The organism is Kribbella jiaozuonensis (assembly GCF_005233875.1).
Classification (GTDB): Bacteria; Actinomycetota; Actinomycetes; order Propionibacteriales; family Kribbellaceae; genus Kribbella; species Kribbella jiaozuonensis.
This window is the reverse complement of record NZ_SZPZ01000002.1, coordinates 1-15,459: the sequence shown is the minus strand read 5'-3', so window position 1 is coordinate 15,459 and position 15,459 is coordinate 1. Positions and strand designations below refer to the sequence as shown.

General features: G+C 69.0%; 15 protein-coding genes. 10 read left to right on the top strand and 5 right to left on the bottom strand.

Going from position 1 to position 15,459, the window contains the following annotated elements:
* Nucleotides 1-45 precede the first annotated feature (45 nt).
* Complete coding sequence (locus FDA38_RS11725) at nt 46-435, top strand: Fur family transcriptional regulator (protein WP_233714633.1); 390 nt, start codon at nt 46-48, stop codon at nt 433-435.
* Nucleotides 436-472: 37 nt separating this feature from the next.
* On the opposite strand, the gene FDA38_RS11720 is transcribed toward FDA38_RS11725, so the two are convergent.
* Nucleotides 473-1,165, bottom strand: coding sequence for an alpha/beta fold hydrolase (locus FDA38_RS11720; RefSeq protein WP_137253849.1), 693 nt, complete (start codon nt 1,163-1,165; stop codon nt 473-475).
* Between the two features lie 100 nt (nt 1,166-1,265).
* Between FDA38_RS11720 and FDA38_RS11715 the strand changes: the two genes are divergently transcribed.
* The 4 genes from FDA38_RS11715 (at nt 1,266) to FDA38_RS11700 (ending at nt 6,051) form a co-directional block, all read left to right on the top strand.
* A complete protein-coding gene (locus FDA38_RS11715) occupies nt 1,266-3,920 on the top strand; it encodes a helix-turn-helix transcriptional regulator (protein ID WP_202877615.1) in 2,655 nt (884 codons plus the stop codon).
* 42 nt (nt 3,921-3,962) lie between these two features.
* Complete coding sequence (locus FDA38_RS11710; RefSeq protein WP_137253848.1) at nt 3,963-4,439, top strand: MerR family transcriptional regulator; 477 nt, start codon at nt 3,963-3,965, stop codon at nt 4,437-4,439.
* Between the two features lie 59 nt (nt 4,440-4,498).
* Entirely contained in the window at nt 4,499-5,473 is a 975-nt protein-coding gene (locus FDA38_RS11705; RefSeq protein ID WP_137253847.1) for an aldo/keto reductase, read from the top strand.
* 83 nt (nt 5,474-5,556) lie between these two features.
* On the top strand, nt 5,557-6,051 hold the full coding sequence (locus FDA38_RS11700; RefSeq protein ID WP_137253846.1) for a GNAT family N-acetyltransferase: 495 nt from the start codon (nt 5,557-5,559) through the stop codon (nt 6,049-6,051).
* Here the strand turns inward: FDA38_RS11700 and FDA38_RS11695 are convergent.
* On the bottom strand, nt 6,037-6,984 hold the full coding sequence (locus tag FDA38_RS11695) for a sigma-70 family RNA polymerase sigma factor (protein WP_233714632.1): 948 nt from the start codon (nt 6,982-6,984) through the stop codon (nt 6,037-6,039). The two genes, FDA38_RS11700 and FDA38_RS11695, sit on opposite strands and share 15 nt — an antisense overlap.
* 139 nt (nt 6,985-7,123) lie before the next feature.
* Between FDA38_RS11695 and FDA38_RS11690 the strand changes: the two genes are divergently transcribed.
* Nucleotides 7,124-8,476 carry an MFS transporter gene (locus FDA38_RS11690; RefSeq protein ID WP_137253844.1) on the top strand — a complete coding sequence of 451 codons (1,353 nt, stop codon included), beginning with the start codon at nt 7,124-7,126 and terminating at the stop codon, nt 8,474-8,476.
* On the opposite strand, the gene FDA38_RS11685 is transcribed toward FDA38_RS11690, so the two are convergent.
* Nucleotides 8,473-9,567 carry an S-(hydroxymethyl)mycothiol dehydrogenase gene (locus tag FDA38_RS11685; RefSeq protein ID WP_137253843.1) on the bottom strand — a complete coding sequence of 365 codons (1,095 nt, stop codon included), beginning with the start codon at nt 9,565-9,567 and terminating at the stop codon, nt 8,473-8,475. The genes FDA38_RS11690 and FDA38_RS11685 overlap by 4 nt on opposite strands.
* 135 nt (nt 9,568-9,702) lie before the next feature.
* On the opposite strand from FDA38_RS11685, the gene FDA38_RS11680 reads away from it, so the two are divergent.
* Genes FDA38_RS11680 through FDA38_RS11665 form a run of 4 tightly spaced genes read left to right on the top strand, consistent with a single transcriptional unit; the run spans nt 9,703 to nt 13,392 of the window.
* Nucleotides 9,703-10,593 (top strand): ABC transporter ATP-binding protein, encoded by an 891-nt coding sequence (locus FDA38_RS11680; RefSeq protein WP_137253842.1) that lies wholly within the window; start codon nt 9,703-9,705, stop codon nt 10,591-10,593.
* Complete coding sequence (locus FDA38_RS11675; protein WP_137253841.1) at nt 10,593-11,426, top strand: ABC transporter permease; 834 nt, start codon at nt 10,593-10,595, stop codon at nt 11,424-11,426. Before FDA38_RS11680 ends, FDA38_RS11675 begins: the two co-directional genes overlap by 1 nt.
* Nucleotides 11,426-12,754, top strand: a complete 1,329-nt coding sequence (locus FDA38_RS11670) for a sensor histidine kinase (RefSeq protein WP_233714631.1) — start codon at nt 11,426-11,428, stop codon at nt 12,752-12,754. The genes FDA38_RS11675 and FDA38_RS11670 overlap by 1 nt, the downstream gene beginning before the upstream one ends.
* Nucleotides 12,751-13,392 (top strand): response regulator transcription factor, encoded by a 642-nt coding sequence (locus tag FDA38_RS11665; RefSeq protein WP_137253840.1) that lies wholly within the window; start codon nt 12,751-12,753, stop codon nt 13,390-13,392. Before FDA38_RS11670 ends, FDA38_RS11665 begins: the two co-directional genes overlap by 4 nt.
* Here the strand turns inward: FDA38_RS11665 and FDA38_RS11660 are convergent.
* On the bottom strand, nt 13,389-14,297 hold the full coding sequence (locus FDA38_RS11660; protein ID WP_137253839.1) for a hypothetical protein: 909 nt from the start codon (nt 14,295-14,297) through the stop codon (nt 13,389-13,391). The genes FDA38_RS11665 and FDA38_RS11660 overlap by 4 nt on opposite strands.
* Nucleotides 14,298-14,407: 110 nt before the next feature.
* The gene (locus FDA38_RS11655) at nt 14,408-15,187 is read right to left on the bottom strand and encodes an isoprenyl transferase (protein ID WP_233714673.1); all 780 of its coding nucleotides are present in this window, start codon (nt 15,185-15,187) and stop codon (nt 14,408-14,410) included.
* Nucleotides 15,188-15,459: the final 272 nt, after the last annotated feature.

The window sequence follows — 15,459 nt, the reverse complement described above, 5'->3', positions numbered from 1 at the left end:
ACTTCTGAGAGAATTGGGCGTGGTGATGAGATGACAGGAGGAACGGTGGCTATCGGAACACGCTCGACCCGTCAGCGCGCGGCGGTCGCGCAAGCGCTTGACAAGCTCGACGAATTCCGCACCGCCCAGGAGATCCACCAGGACCTCCGGTCCGCCGGTGAGAACGTCGGCCTGACCACTGTCTACCGGACCCTGCAGGCGCTCGCGGACTCCAGCGAGGTCGACGTACTGCGCAACGCCGACGGCGAGACGGCGTACCGGCGCTGCTCGAAGGGTCATCACCACCACCTGGTCTGCCGCAACTGCGGCCGGACCGTCGAGGTCGAGGGACCGGCCGTGGAGCGCTGGGCCGACAAGGTCGCCGCCGAGCACGGGTACGCCGACATCAGCCACACCCTCGAAATCTTCGGCACCTGCCAGGACTGCCAGGCCTGAGCCGCCGGCAAAGCGCTGCCGGCGGCTTCTGCCCCGATCAGTGCACGCCCTCCGCGGCGGTGCGGATCAGGTCGGTGACCTCGTCGGGGTGGGAGACCATCGCGACGTGGCCCGACTCGACCTCCACCGTCGTCGCACCCATCCGGCCGGCGAACTGACGCTCGGCGTCCGGCGGGATCGCCTCGTCGCCCTTCGCGACCAGGTACCAGGTCGGCAGGGACTTCCACGCCGGTACGCCCATCACGTCGGTGAACGTCGACCCGGCGAGCGGCTGCTGCACGGCGTACAGGACCCTCGCCTTGGCGGGCTCGAGGTCGCCGGCGAAGTGGCCGACGAAGTCGTCCTCGGACAACCAGTTGAAGCCCTGCTGGTCGGTGAACAGATGGACGAGCGCCGCCGGTGTCGGCCCCTGGGACAGCAGCGCGCCCAGCGCCTCGCCGTTGTCCAGGGCGAACGCGGCAATGTAGACCAGGCCGACCACGTTCGGCGCCTCGGTGCCGAGCGCGGTGACGATCTGACCGCCGTACGAGTGCCCGGCGACGATCGTCGGACCGTCCTGGAGTTCCAGTACTTGCCGCAGCCGCGCGACGTCGGCGGCGAGCGACGTGAGCGGGAACTGCGGAGCGGTCACCCGGTACCCGTCCGCCTGCAGCCGTTCGATGACGCCGCTCCAGCACGAGCCGTCGGCCCAGGCGCCGTGCACGAGGACGATGTTCGGTCGGTTGTCCATCTCGGGAGGTCCTTTCATCGCAGTCTTGAGTTCATGCTCGCGAGCCGGCCGCGGTCAGGGGTATCCGCACGTTGACTGATCCCGGTGGGAGACTGCTCAAGTGGCTCCCACTGGCATCGGGGTGATCGGACGGGACACTGAGCTGTTCCAGCTCGCGCAACTCGTTGCCGCACCCCACACCGCGCCACGCGTACAGGTCCTGCTCGGCGATCCCGGCCTGGGCAAGACAGCACTCATGGCCGACGTGACCGAACGGGCGCGCACCGCGGGCCGCCGCGTACTCAGCGTCGTCGGCCGCGAGTCGGAGAGAGATCTCGCGTACGCCGGTCTGCACCAGCTGCTCCGCCCGGTGCTCGACGTCGTCCCGAAGCTCCCGAACCGCCAGGCACAGGCGCTGCTCGGTGCGTTCGCGCTGACCGACGAACCGGTCCCGGCGGACAGCCTGCTGACGGGAATCGCCGTACTCACGTTGTTGTCGCTCGTGGCCGAGACCACTCCCCTGCTCGTCGCCGTCGACGACGCTCAGTGGCTGGATCGCGCATCGCTGGACAGTCTCTCGTTCGCTGCGCGTCGGCTGGACTCCGAACCGCTCGTCATGTTGATCGCCGCCCGTGGTGCGACGGCTCCGCCAGGGTTCGACTTCGCCGAACTCCGCCTGCAGCCGTTGGGTACTGCGGACGCCAGGCTGCTGCTCGATCAGCAGCCGCATCCGCCACGCGAGCGGGCGCGAGAACAGGTCCTCGCCCAGGCCGCCGGAAATCCGCTCGCACTGATCGAACTGTCGAAGGCGATCGCCGCCGATCCAGGTGCCGGCCGGCGTTGGGCGGCCGAACCGTTGCCGCTGACCGATCGACTGCGCAGCGTGCTCGCCGCACAGGTCGCCGTACTGCCTGAGTCGACGCGTACGGCGCTGCTGCTGGCCGCAGTCGCCGATAGTCCGGAGCTGGCGTTGCAGGTGCCTGGGCTGGAGGCTCTTGCTCCCGCTGAGCGGGCCGGGCTGATCCGGGTGGACGGCTCGGGGCCTCAGTTCACGCATCCGCTGGTGCGTGCCGCCGTCTATCACTCGGTGCCCTTTGCCGAACGGGCCGCGGCTCATGCGCGGATCGCCGATGCACTGGTCGATCAGCCGGATCGGCACGCCTGGCACCGTGCGGCAGCGGCGCTCGAACCCGACGAGAAGCTCGCGGCGCTGTTGGAGGCGACGGCCGCGCAGACACAACAGCGTGGCGGTGCGGCCGCGGCGGCACGAGCGTTGGAGCGGGCGGCCGAGCTAAGTCCGTCGGAGGGCGACCGGGCTCGGCGGCTATTGACGGCGGCCGGGCTCGCGCTGTCGAGCGGTCAGGCGGACTGGGTCGAGGATCTCGCTGCGCGAGCGCTGGCGTTGACCGCCGATCCGTCGGTGCGGATTGCTGCTCAGCAGTTGATCGGCTGGGCGTTGGTCTGGTCCAACCAGCACGGCGCCGCGTTGTCGACGCTGCTCACGGTCTCGTCGGAGGCGGCGGCACGGCAGCCGGCGATCGCCTGGGATGCGATCGCGTTGGCTGCGACAGTTGCGTACCAGTCGGGTGATCCGGGCGATCGGTCCGCCGTACTCGACGGGTTGAAGCTGTTGCCGCCCGGTGACGTTGTGCCTCGGCTCTGGGCGTGGGCTTGTGTGGAGCCGTCGGCGGAGCTTGTCGGTGAGCTGGATCGGCTCGGGAAGGTCAGTGATCCGGGCATGGCCGGCGCGGCCGCGTGGTTGCTCGACGCAACGGAACTCGCCGTGAAGTTGTTGCGCGAGGCACTCAGTCGGCTGCGCGAACCCGGGATGCGTGGCGGAAGCGGCGCGGCGCTGTCGGCATTGCAGTGGGCCTGTATCGACAGCGGCCGCTGGGACGAGGCGCTCGCGGCCGGCCGGGAGGCGTACGACGCCGCTTTGGCATACCAAATGGAGACTGTTGCCGCGTCGGCCGATCTGAGTACGGCGACGGTGCTGGCGTTCCGCGGTGAGGCCGCCGAAGCGCGACGGTTGTTGGCCAGGGCAACGAAGGCCGCGGATCAGCGGGAGTACCGGTCGGTGGCCGCGCGGGCGTTCCATGCGGCGGGGAAGGCGGCATTCGGTGCGGGCAACTACGGCTCGGCGTACACCGAGTTGCGGCGGCTCTTCTCCGATGCCGGTGAGCCGTTGCATCACCACGTGTCGTACCTGGCGATCGCCGACCTGGCCGCGGCCGCCGTCCGGGCCGAACGCGCCCCCGAGGTTCATGCTCTCGTCGAGAACGCAGTCGCGATGGGCCCGCGTCAACGGCAGTTGGTCGCACGAGCCCGGGCGCTCATCGGCGAACCGGAGTGGTTCGAGCAGGCGCTGGCCGATCCCGCGGGTGAGCAGTGGCCGTTCGAGCGGGCGTTGCTCCGGCTCGACTACGGCGAGTGGCTCCGGCGGCAACGACGCATCAACGACGCCAAGCCGGTCCTCGCCGCCGCGCTGGAGACCTTCCGCCGACTCGGAGCGGTCCCCTGGACCCGGCGTACCGAGACCGAACTCCGCGCCTGCGGCGTAGCCGAGCCGCTCACCCCGACCACCATCACCGACGCCCTCGCCGAACTCACCGCACAGCAACGCGAGATCGTCCTGCTCGCCGCCCGCGGCCTGACCAACGCCGAGATCGGCGATCGTCTCTTCCTCTCCCCGCGAACCATCGCCTCGCACCTCTACCGCGCCTACCCCAAGCTCGGCATCTCCGGCCGGCACCAGCTGCACAACTTGATCGGATGAGAGTTTGCCTTTGAGTGCGCTCTAAGGCGTACGGTCGAAGACATGAACGCGACCGAGCTGCTCACGGACCGCCGTACCGCCATCGCGGCACACCACCCGGAGCTGGAACCGATCGACCCGGACCTGCTCTGCCTGCTCGAGCTCCCGGACGATCTGCCCGAGCAGCTGTCGATCGCCGAGGCCGCCGAGCTCACCGGCCTCACCGCCCACACCCTGCGGTACTACGAGCGGATCGGTCTGCTCGAGGTGGGCCGGGACGCGGCCGGCTACCGCAGCTACGACCGGCGGGCGATGGCGCGGATCCTGTTCATCAGCCGGCTGCGTGCCTCCGGAATGCCGATCGGCACACTCAGCCACTACCTGGCGCTGGTGCAGGAGGGCGACCACACAGCACCCCAGCGGCTCGCCCTGATGCAGGAGCACCGCGCCAAGATCCACCGGCAGCTGCGTGATCTGCAGCTCGCCCTCGCAGTGACCGACTACAAGATCGACGTGTACGGCGGCACTGCCACTCCGTAACTTTCCGCGCTCACCCCGGGGTACCCGGGCGGAGCCATGCCAACTTCTGGGAGATTCTGATGAAACTGGGTAGTCAAGGCGCCGAGGTCAGCCGGCTCGGACTCGGCTGCATGGGAATGAGCTACGCGTACGGCGCAGCCGACGACAACGAGTCCGTCGCCACCCTGCACCGCGCGCTCGACCTCGGCATCACGTTCCTCGACACCGCCGACCTGTACGGCTTCGGCGCGAACGAGGAACTGGTCGGCGCGGCGATCACCGACCGCCGGGACGAGGTGTTCCTGGCGACGAAGTTCGGGATCACCGGCGACGGGCGCGACCCGTCGAAGCGCGGCGTGAACGGGACGCCGGAGTACGTCCGGTCCGCGATCGACGCGTCGCTGCAGCGGCTGGGCGTGGACCACGTCGACCTGTACTACCAGCACCGCATGGATCCCGCCGTACCTGTCGAGGAGACGGTCGGGGCGATGGCTTCGCTGATCGAGGCGGGCAAGGTTCGGTACCTCGGGTTGTCGGAGGCGTCGGCCGAGACGATCCGGCGGGCGCACGCCGTACATCCGATCACCGCCGTGCAGAGCGAGTGGTCACTGTTCAGCCGGGACATCGAGGAGTCGGTACTGCCGACCTGTCGCGAGCTCGGCATCGGGATCGTGCCGTACTCGCCGCTCGGTCGCGGCATGCTCACCGGCGCGTTGCCGTCGGAGCTTCCGGCCGACGACTTCCGCCGTACCCTGCCGCGCTTCTCCGGAGACAACCTCGACGCGAATCTCGCGCTGGTCGAGGAGATCCGCTCGGTGGCGGCTCGGTACGACGCCACGCCGGGCCAGGTCGCACTCGCCTGGGTGCTTGCGCAGGGCAACGATATCGCGCCGATCCCGGGGACGAAGCGGCGCAAGTACCTGGAGGAGAACGCGGCGGCGGTCGAGCTTTCGTTGACCGCGGAGGATGTGGCCGGGCTGTCGAAGCTGACCCCGGTCGGCCTGCGCTACCCGGATATGAACTGGGTCGCCGGGGAGACGGCCCCGCAGAACTGATAAACTGACCGCAGTAAGCCTTCCGTACCGGACTCTTCCGGCGGGAGGCTTTTCTGCGTTCTGATCACGTTCTGAGGAGACGTATGTCTGATCTGTTGGTGCGCCGTGTCCAGCCTTCCGACCGGGATTTGATGGAGCGGCTGTGGTTGATGTTTCGCCACGACATGTCCGAGTTCCAGGGCCAGCTGCCGCGGCCCGACGGCAGCTACCGCACCGAGTGGTTGGAGAAGGTTCTCACCGGCGATCCGGAGTGGGCCGGGTATCTGATCTCGGTCGGCGAGAACCCGGTCGGTTTCTGCTTCATGCGCGCGCTGCAGCAGCCGGTACATGTGCTGAACGCGTTCTTCATGGTGCGCCCGGTACGCCGGAGCGGTCTGGGACTGCGGGCGGTACAAGAGGTGCTGTCGAACCACCCCGGTCCGTGCGACGTCGCGTTCCAGGGCAACAACGAGAAGGCAGTCCGCTTCTGGCAGCGGGTCGCGACCGAGGTATCCGGCGATGTCTGGACCCAGGAGGCCCGACCGATCGCCGGCAAACCCGACGCGACTCCGGACCTGTGGATCTCATTCAAGGTGTGACGGCAGCCCGAAGTACTCGAAGAGGCCCTGGTCGAAGAACGTGATGTTGTGCGTGATCCCGGCCCTGGTGACGGTGAAGACCTGGAGGGTGTGCGGGTGGTAGCGCCCGTCGTCGGTGCGCACGTACGCGCCGACGGCGGGCTGGCCGTTCGCCGTCGTCGGCACCATCCGCCAAGCCGGACCGCGCATCGCGTAGACACGCTCGATGAACGCGCCGTACGCGTCGCGCCCCACGAACCACAGCGGCGCCGGCGGCATCTCCAGCACGACCCGCTCGGCGAGCAGCCGGCTCAGCTCTTGTACGTCGGCGGCTTCGAAGGCGCGGACGTAATCGTCGACGATCCCCTTGATCTCCTTGTCGGTGGGCTCGTCGACGTCGTCCTCGGTGACATCTACCTCGGCCAGGCGCGCCCGAGCACGCTGGAGGGCGCTGTTGACCGAGGCCGGGGTCGTCTCCAACGCCTCGGCGACATCGGCGGCTGACCAGTCCAGGACGTCCCGCAGTACCAGCACCGCCCGCTGCCGAGCGGGCAGATACTGCATCGCGGCCACCAGCGCGAGCCGCAGACTCCCCTTGGCTGCCAGGGCCGCAGCAGGGTCGCCACTGGTGGGGAACGGCTGCAACCAGGGCACGTCGAGGGCCAACTCGATCGGTGCCTGGGCATCGGTCGCCGCTGCGACCAGACCTGACGGGAGCGCACGCCGTCCACGTCCCTTGAGCGCTGTCAGGCAGGCGTTGGTCGCGATCCGGTAGAGCCAGGTGCGCAGCGAGGCCCGCTCCGCGTCGTACGAGTCGATCGCGCGCCAGGCCCGGAGGAAGGTCTCCTGGACGAGATCCTCCGCGTCGTGCACCGAACCGAGCATCCGGTAGCAGTGCGCCAGCAGTTCACGCCGGTACGGCGCCACCTGCTGGTCGAAGTCGTCTCGGTCCACGTCGCGAGCCTCCCACTGATCAGGGTCTGTGGAAGTACGTACCGCGCGGGCCGCCGGAATTCATCGCAGCGCGGCCGATGAATCCGCGAGGTGCGCCAGGTACATACCCACGTCCTGACTCAACGAGGGAGAAAACCTGATGGCCGCTGTGATGATCGACCGCCCGGCTGACGTCGGCACCCGGCGCGGACTGATGCTCGCCGTGTTGCTGCTCGGCCAGTTCATGGCACTGCTGGACACATCCGTCGTCAACGTCGCGATGCCCACCATCGGCACCGACTTCCATGCATCGGGCGCCTGGCTGCAACTGGTCGTCGGCGGCTACATGGTCGCGTACGCGATGACCCTGATCACCGGTGCGCGGCTAGGCGACCTCTACGGCCGCCGCCGGATGTACCTGATCGGCGTCGTGCTGTTCACGCTCGCGTCGCTCGCCTGCGGCCTGGCTCCGGCCATCCTGCCGCTGGTGCTGTTCCGCTTCGCTCAAGGCATCGCAGCCGCAGTGATGGTGCCGCAGATCATCAGCGTGATCCAGACCCATTTCACCGGCCCCGCTCGCGCCAAGGCCCTGTCCGCGTACGGCGTGACGCTGTCCGCCGGCCAGGTGGCGGGCCTGGTCGTCGGCGGCCTGCTCCTCGCCGCGAACCTGTTCGGCGCTCAGTGGCGCCCGAGCTTCCTGATCAACGTCCCGGTCGGCATCCTTCTCGCGGTCCTGGTCCCCCGGCTGGTACCGGCCGACCGTCCGACGGCCGCGCGTCGTCTGGACCTGACCGGGCTGGCGATCTCGACCTGCGCAGTACTCCTGCTGGTGCTGCCGATGGTGATCGGGCACGAGCTCGGCTGGCCGCGGTGGAGGTTCGTCTGCTTCGGCGCGGGGCTCGTGCTCGCGGTGGTCTTCGTCCGGGTCGAGCGCCGGGTCGACGATCCGCTCCTGAATCTCGACGTACTCCGTGCCCGCGGCCTCGTGGCGGGTATCGCGACGCTCACCTGCACGCTGTTGGCACTCGGCGGGTTCATGTTCAGCTTCACCCTCCACCTGCAGGACGGTCTCGGCGAATCGGCCCTCCACTCCGGGCTCACCTGGCTGCCGTTCGCCGTCACCTTCGGTCTGGTCGGGTTCTTCTGGCGTTCCCTCCCGGGCCGGCTGCATTACCTGGTCGTTCCCACCGGCCTCGCGCTGTGCATGCTCGGGTACGCCGGCGCCGGTTCATTCGTGTGGCCGGCGCTGGTACTGGCCGGGGCCGGCATGGGCCTGTCCGCCAGCCCGCTCGTCACCCAAGCCCTGGTCCACGTCCCACTGAGCAGAGCGGCCGATGCGAGCGGAGTACTCACCACGACCATCCAACTGAGCCAGGTCGGCGGCGTGACGATCTTCGGAACCCTGTACCTGTCGACAGGCTCGCTCACCACGACGAGTTGGTACCTCGCCGCTGTCGCCGCGATCGGCATCGTCGCGGGCAGCTTCCTCGCCCGCAGCGTCCGCCAGGCCTAGAAGACGACCACCGAGCGGAGTACGTCGCCGTGGTGCATCTTGGTGAAGGCTGCCTCCACGTCGTCCAGCCCGATCGTCTCGGAGACGAAGCGGTCCAGCGGCAAGCGACCCTGCAGGTGGAGGTCGATCAGCAGTGGGAAATCGCGGGTCGGCAGGCAGTCGCCGTACCAGCTGGACTTGAGCGACCCGCCGCGACCGAAGAAGTCGAGCAGCGGCATCTCGAGGGTCATGTCAGGTGTGGGTACGCCGACGAGCACGACCGTCCCGGCCAGGTCCCGCGCGTAGAATGCCTGCTTCCACGTCTCCGGACGGCCGACCGCGTCGATCACGACGTCCGCGCCGAATCCGCCGGTCAGCTCCTGAACCGCCTCGACGACGCCGTCGTGGTCGAGGTTCTTGGAGTTGATCGCGTGGGTCGCGCCGAGCTCCTGCGCCACGGTCAGCTTGCGGTCATCGATGTCGATGGCAATGACCTTCGCGGCGCCGGCGAGCCGGGCTCCGACCACAGCCGCCGTACCGACGCCGCCCGAACCGATGACCGCGACCGTGTCACCGCGACCGACGTTGCCCGTGTTGATCGCGGCACCGAGACCAGCCATCACGCCACAGCCGAGCAGCCCGGCGACCTCCGGCTTCGCGGCCGGGTCGACCTTCGTGCACTGACCCGCCGCGACCAGCGTCTTCTCGGCGAACGCCCCGATGCCGAGCGCCGGGCTGAGCTCGGTCCCATCCGCGAGCGTCATCTTCTGCTTCGCGTTGTGGGTGTTGAAGCAGTACCACGGCCGCCCGCGCAGGCAGGCGCGACAGTTCCCGCACACCGCCCGCCAGTTCAGTACGACGAAGTCCCCCGGCTGTACGTCGGTCACGCCCTCGCCGACCGACTCCACGATCCCTGCCGCCTCGTGCCCGAGCAGGAACGGGAAGTCGTCGTTGATCCCGCCCTCCCGGTAGTGCAGGTCGGTGTGGCAGACCCCGCAGGCCTGGACCTTCACCACTGCCTCGCCCGGACCCGGATCCGGGATCGTGATCTCCTCGATCGTCACCGGAGCACCCTTGCCCGCCGCCACCACGCCACGCACCGTCTGAGCCATTCCCCGAACCTAACCGCCCGCCCCCACTCCCGTCAGCCCCCTCGGCGTGTACGTCGCCGTGTCCCCCGGTCGGTGGACACACAGTCCGTCAGCCGGTGCTCCCGCCGACCGGCCCCGGGCCGCGAGAGTTGAGGCATGGAGAACGACAACGCAGTGAGGGTGCGCGGCCTGGTCAAGCGGTACCCGGACAAGGTCGCGGTCGACGGTGTCGATCTGGACATCCACCGGGGCGAGGTCTTCGCCCTGCTCGGCCCGAACGGGGCCGGTAAGACGACGACCACGGAGATTCTGGAGGGGTATCGCCGGGCCGACGAGGGAGAAGTGAGCGTGCTGGGGACGGACCCGGCGCACAGCGACCGGGCCTGGCGCAGCCGACTCGGCATCGTCCTGCAGACGTCCCGCGACGAGGCCGAGTCGACGGTCTCCGAGCTGGTCAACCACTACGCCGGCTACTACCCGAACCCGCGCGACCCCGACGAGGTGATCGCCGCCGTCGGGCTCGAGGAGAAGCGCAAGACCCGCCCGCGCAAGCTGTCTGGCGGTCAGCGCCGGCGGCTCGATGTGGCGCTCGGCGTGATCGGCAACCCGGAGCTGCTGTTCCTCGACGAGCCGACGACCGGGTTCGACCCCGAGGCGCGCCGGCAGTTCTGGACGCTGATCGAGGAGCTCCGCACCGAGGGCACCACGATCCTGCTGACCACCCACTACCTCGACGAGGCCGAGCACCTCGCCGACCGGGTCGGCGTGATCGCCGACGGCCGGATGATCGAGATCGGTACGCCGGAAACACTCGGCGGCCGCGGCGCCCGGACCGCGCGGGTCTCCTGGACCGACGCCGACGGACAGCACGAACTGCGCACCGACCAGCCGACCGCCGAGGTGGCCGCCCTGATGGCCCGCTTCGGCGGCGAGGTTCCCGAGCTCGAGGTCCGCCGTCCGAGCCTCGAAGACATCTACCTGGACCTGATCGGCAAGGCCACCGCCGCCGACACCGCCGCACTCGCGATGGAAGCTGGAGCACTCTGATGGCGAACACGACCACGCAGCGCCCGACCTCGAAGGCGTTGCCGTCGACCCTGGCGATCGGCCTGGCCCGGACCAAGCTCGAGGTCCGTGAGTTCTTCCGCGAGCGGGAAGCGCTGATCTTCACGTTCTTCTTCCCGATCATCTTCCTCGGCATCTTCTCCGCCGTGTTCGGCAACACCGACTTCAACGGCGTCAACGCCGCGACCTACTTCACCCCCGGGATGATCGCCTCCGGCATCTTCCTGAGCAGCTTCCAGTCGCTCTCGATCAGCATCGCGCTGGAGCGCGACGAAGGCCTGCTGAAGCGGCTCCGCGGTACGCCGATGCCGCCGCAGGCCTACTTCATCGGCAAGATCGGCCAGGTCCTGATCACCTCGATCGCGCAGATCGCGCTGCTGCTGGCGATCTCCGGGCTGCTGCTCGGCGTCGACCTGCCGACCGAGCCGGGCAAGTGGGCGAACTTCGTCTGGATCTTCATCCTCGGTACGGCGTCCGGATCGGTGCTCGGGATCGCGTTCAGCGTCGTACCGAAGTCCGGCAAGGCGGCGTCCGCGGTGATCACGCCGATCGTCCTGCTGCTGCAGTTCATGTCCGGCGTGTACTTCGTCTACAGCAGCCTCCCGGCCTGGATGCGCAACGTCGCCGCGATCTTCCCGCTGAAGTGGCTGGCCCAGGGCATGCGGTCGGTGTTCCTGCCGGACGGCTTCGAACTGACCGAGCCGGCCAAGTCGTGGCAGCTCGGCACCGGCGCGATCGTGCTGTCGATCTGGCTGGTCGTCGGCCTGTTCCTCGCCCAGCGGGTGTTCCGCTGGACCCGCCGGGACGCGGGCTGATGAACGAGGTCACCGGTACGACGTCGGCCCTTCCGGACCGGCGTCGTACCGAGCTGTCTCCTGAGCCTGCCTGGACCGGACCTCGTGTGTGGATCCTGTTGTGGAGGAAGATGGGGTCCGTGCAGAGCTCGAGCGGTGGCGCCGGACAGCCCGTGTGGACCCGGGCGTTGATCGGTTGGCACATCGTTTTCTGGGTGCTGCTCGGGATGACGCTGGCGCTGTCGTTCCTGGGGCATCTCGGGACGGTCCGGCAGTCGGTGTTCGCCGGTACGGTCGTGGTGCTCGGAGCGGCGTACCAGTTCATCGGGCTGCCCGCGATCCGGTCGCGGGAGCGGCTTCCGCGGTACGCGTATCGGCTGGTACTGATCGCGGCGCTGGTGGTGCTGATCGGGATCTATCCGCAGTCGGTGTTCCTGATGTTCATCGGGTCGGCGCAGATCTGGTTGCTGTGCGAGGACATCCGTGAGGGGATCGGGCTCAGTGTCCTGCTGATACTCGGCGTGGGTACGGCGCAGTTGTGGAGCGCGGGGTGGGGCTGGAAGGCGTTCTGGGAGATCCTGCCGTGGATGCTGGTCAGCCTCGTGGTCAGCCTGCTGTTCGGGATCTGGATCGAGAAGGTCATCACGCAGAGCCAGCAGCGCGCCGAGCTGATCGAGCAGCTCGAGGCCGCGCGGGACGAGCTCGCCGAGGCGCACCACAGTGCGGGTGTGATGGCCGAGCGGGAGCGGATGGCGCGGGAGATCCACGACACGCTCGCGCAGGGGATGACGAGCATCGTGATGCTGGCGCAGGCGGCGGCGGTCGAGCTTTCACGCGGGGCCGACGCTTCGGCGCGGCTGGCGGCGATCGAGGACACTGCCCGGGAGAACCTGGCGGAGGCGCGGGCGTTGGTTGCCGCGTTCACCCCGGTTGCGTTGTCGGAGGCAACGTTGACCGAGGTACTGCGGCGGCAGGCGGAGCGGTTCGCGACCGAGACCGGTGTCGACGTACAGGTGTCGCTGGACCTGCCTGATGACGAGGTCGCGGCGCTGCCGCAGGCGCAGCAGGTCGTACTGTTGCGGTCGGCGCAGGAGGCGCTGGCCAACGTACGCAAGCATGCGCGCGCGACGCAGGTGCGGATCACGCTCGGGTTGTCCGACGACGGGGTGTGGATCGAGATCCGGGACGACGGCTCCGGGTTCACGCCGGCGACCGTGTCCGGCGGGTTCGGGTTGAACGCGATGCGCGGGCGGGTCGAGGAGTCGGGCGGTTCGGTCCAGGTGGAGAGTGCGCCGGGACGCGGTACGCGCGTGCAGGTGTTGATCCCGGCTGTGCAGGAGGATGCGTGATTCGGGTTCTGGTGGTCGACGATCATCCGGTCGTACGGTCGGGGCTGACCGGGATGTTGTCGGTGACCGAGGACATCTCCGTGGTCGGCGAGGCCGGCGACGGTTCGGAAGCGGTGGCGCTGGTCGAGTCGACGCGGCCTGACGTCGTACTGATGGATCTGCGGATGCCGCGGATGGACGGCGTGACCGCGACCGGGGCGATCGTGTCCGGGTACCCGTCGACGCGGGTGCTGGTGTTGACGACGTACGACACCGACACGGACATCCTGCACGCGGTCGAGGCGGGCGCGGCCGGGTATCTGCTGAAGGACACCCCGCACGCCGAACTGCTCAACGGGATCCGCGCGGCTGCTCGTGGTGAGACCGTGTTGGCTCCGCCGGTTGCGGCGCGGTTGATGTCTCGTCTTCGTACGCCGGCTGCACCTGCCGCGGCTTCGCCGTCGCCCCGTGAGCTGGAGGTGCTGGCCGCGGTGGCGCGCGGGCTCAGCAACGCGGAGATCGGGCGTGAGCTGTTCATCGGCGAGGCCACGGTGAAGACCCATCTGCAGCGGCTCTTTGCCAAGCTGGACGTCGACGACCGCACGCGCGCCGTGACGGTCGCCATCGAGCGCGGCCTGCTGCCGTCACCGGGTCGCTAGAGCTTCAGGCCGCCTTCCTGGGCGGGACCGTTGAGCCGGCGGCTGAGATCCGACTCCGGCTGGTGCGCGACGGGGTGCTGGTCGGCGCGAGCGGTCGGGTTCACGCCGGCTCGCACCGCATCGGCCAGCTGTTCGGCTTCCTGGGCTGCGTCCTGCTGCTCGGCATGCGCGCCGTTGGCGACGCCGACGGCGAACTCGGCGACCGACTGGAAACCGCCGCTGCTCTTCGCGAGGTCCGCGTGCAGACGTTGCGCGTTGTCACGCGTGTCGGCGATCGAGTCCTGCATCCGGCCGATGGTCCGGCCGAGATCGGCAGACGGCTGGAGCTCGCTGGGCGCGGCGGTGTGGAACTTGTACGCCGCCTGCCTGCCCTCCGACAGTTGGGCGGTCATCTGATCTACCCGGCTGTCGACGACATCGACGACGTTCTTCAGGTACTCGACGCCGGTCCGGAGCTTCGCCACGTCGGCCGTCGCCCGACCGGGCAGCTGCTCGATCCTGTCCAGATCCTTCAGCGCGCTCTCCAGCGCCTGCGAGCCGGCCTGCAGGCAGTGGCGGTCCTGCGGGTTCGTGCCGGTGCGCTGCTCACCCAGCGTTCGCTGGACGCCGCCGATGCGGGCTGACTGCGCCTCGACGTCGCCCTGGTACGCCGCGAGCGTGTGGACCAGGTTCCCCTTGGCCGGAGCAACGGCGGCGCCTTCGGCCCGCTGCACCGTCAGCTCCGCTGCGGCCAGGCCGTCGACACCCGGTCTCAGCATCGCGAGATCGTCCGAGCGGCTGCCCAGCACCCGGCCGATCTGATCGTCGCCGAGATCGTAGGTCACCGACCGTAGCGTCGCATTCACCTCGATGACCGCCTTCGCGATCTGGTCGGTGTAGTGGGCGAATTCCGCCTCGTTCGCCATCAGTTCGTCCTTCGTCCGCCGCGCGGTCTGGTCGGGGCCGCGCTCTCGTCATGATCGATGCCTTGCACAACGAGCCTAGACGCAGCCGGGTCGACCACCCTGCCTGCGGGTCACCCCTCGGCGGTGACCTCGTTCGGTACGGCGCCGCCGTACCTGCGGTCGCGCTGCGCGTAGAGCTCGATCGCCCGCCACAGGTCGCGGCGGTCGAAGTCCGGCCACAGTGTGTCCAGGAACACCATCTCGGCGTACGCGAGCTGCCAGACCAGGAAGTTGCTCGTCCGCTGCTCCCCCGACGAACGGACGAACAGGTCCACCTCGGGGATGTCCGGCGCGTACAGGTGCCGCGCGATCGTCTTCTCGGTGATCCGGTCCGGCTTGAGCTTGCCTGCGGCAACTTCCGCCGCGATCGACTTCATCGCGTCGGCGATCTCCGCCTGGCCGCCGTAGTTCACGCAGAACTGCAGGGTGATCGTGTCGTTGTCCTTGGTCCGCTCCTGCGCGTACTCGAGCTCGTCGATCACCGACTTCCACAACCGCGGCCGCCGCCCGGACCACACCACCCGGACCCCCATCGCATCCAGCTCGTCCCGGCGCCGATGGATCACCTCCCGGTTGAACCCCATCAGGAACCGCACCTCCTCGGGCGACCGCGCCCAGTTCTCCGTCGAGAACGCGTACGCCGAGATGTACTTCACCCCGATCTCGATCCCACCCTTGATCACATCGAGCAGCGAGGCCTCCCCCGCCTTGTGCCCCTCGGTCCTCGGCAGCCCCCGCTGCTTGGCCCACCGCCCGTTCCCGTCCATCACGATCGCCACATGCCGCGGCACCAGCTCCTTGGGAATCCCCGGCGCCCGAGCCCCGGACGGGTGCGGCTCCGGCGGCACCACCACCTTCTTCTCCCCCGAACCCCCCAAAATCCCCCGACCCCGACGACGACCAATAGGCGACATACCCGCATCCTCCCACCCCCTCCCACCCACCCCTGCAACAACCTGCAACCTGTGGATAACCCACCCCGCCGAACACCCTCCGTATGCCACCCTTACACCACCAGCAACCCAAGAACGGAGCCCCACCCCATGCCCCGCCGACCGGCCCTCCCCACCGCCACAGCCGCCCTCTGCGCCCTCACAGCGCTAACCGCGTGCCAAAGCTCCCC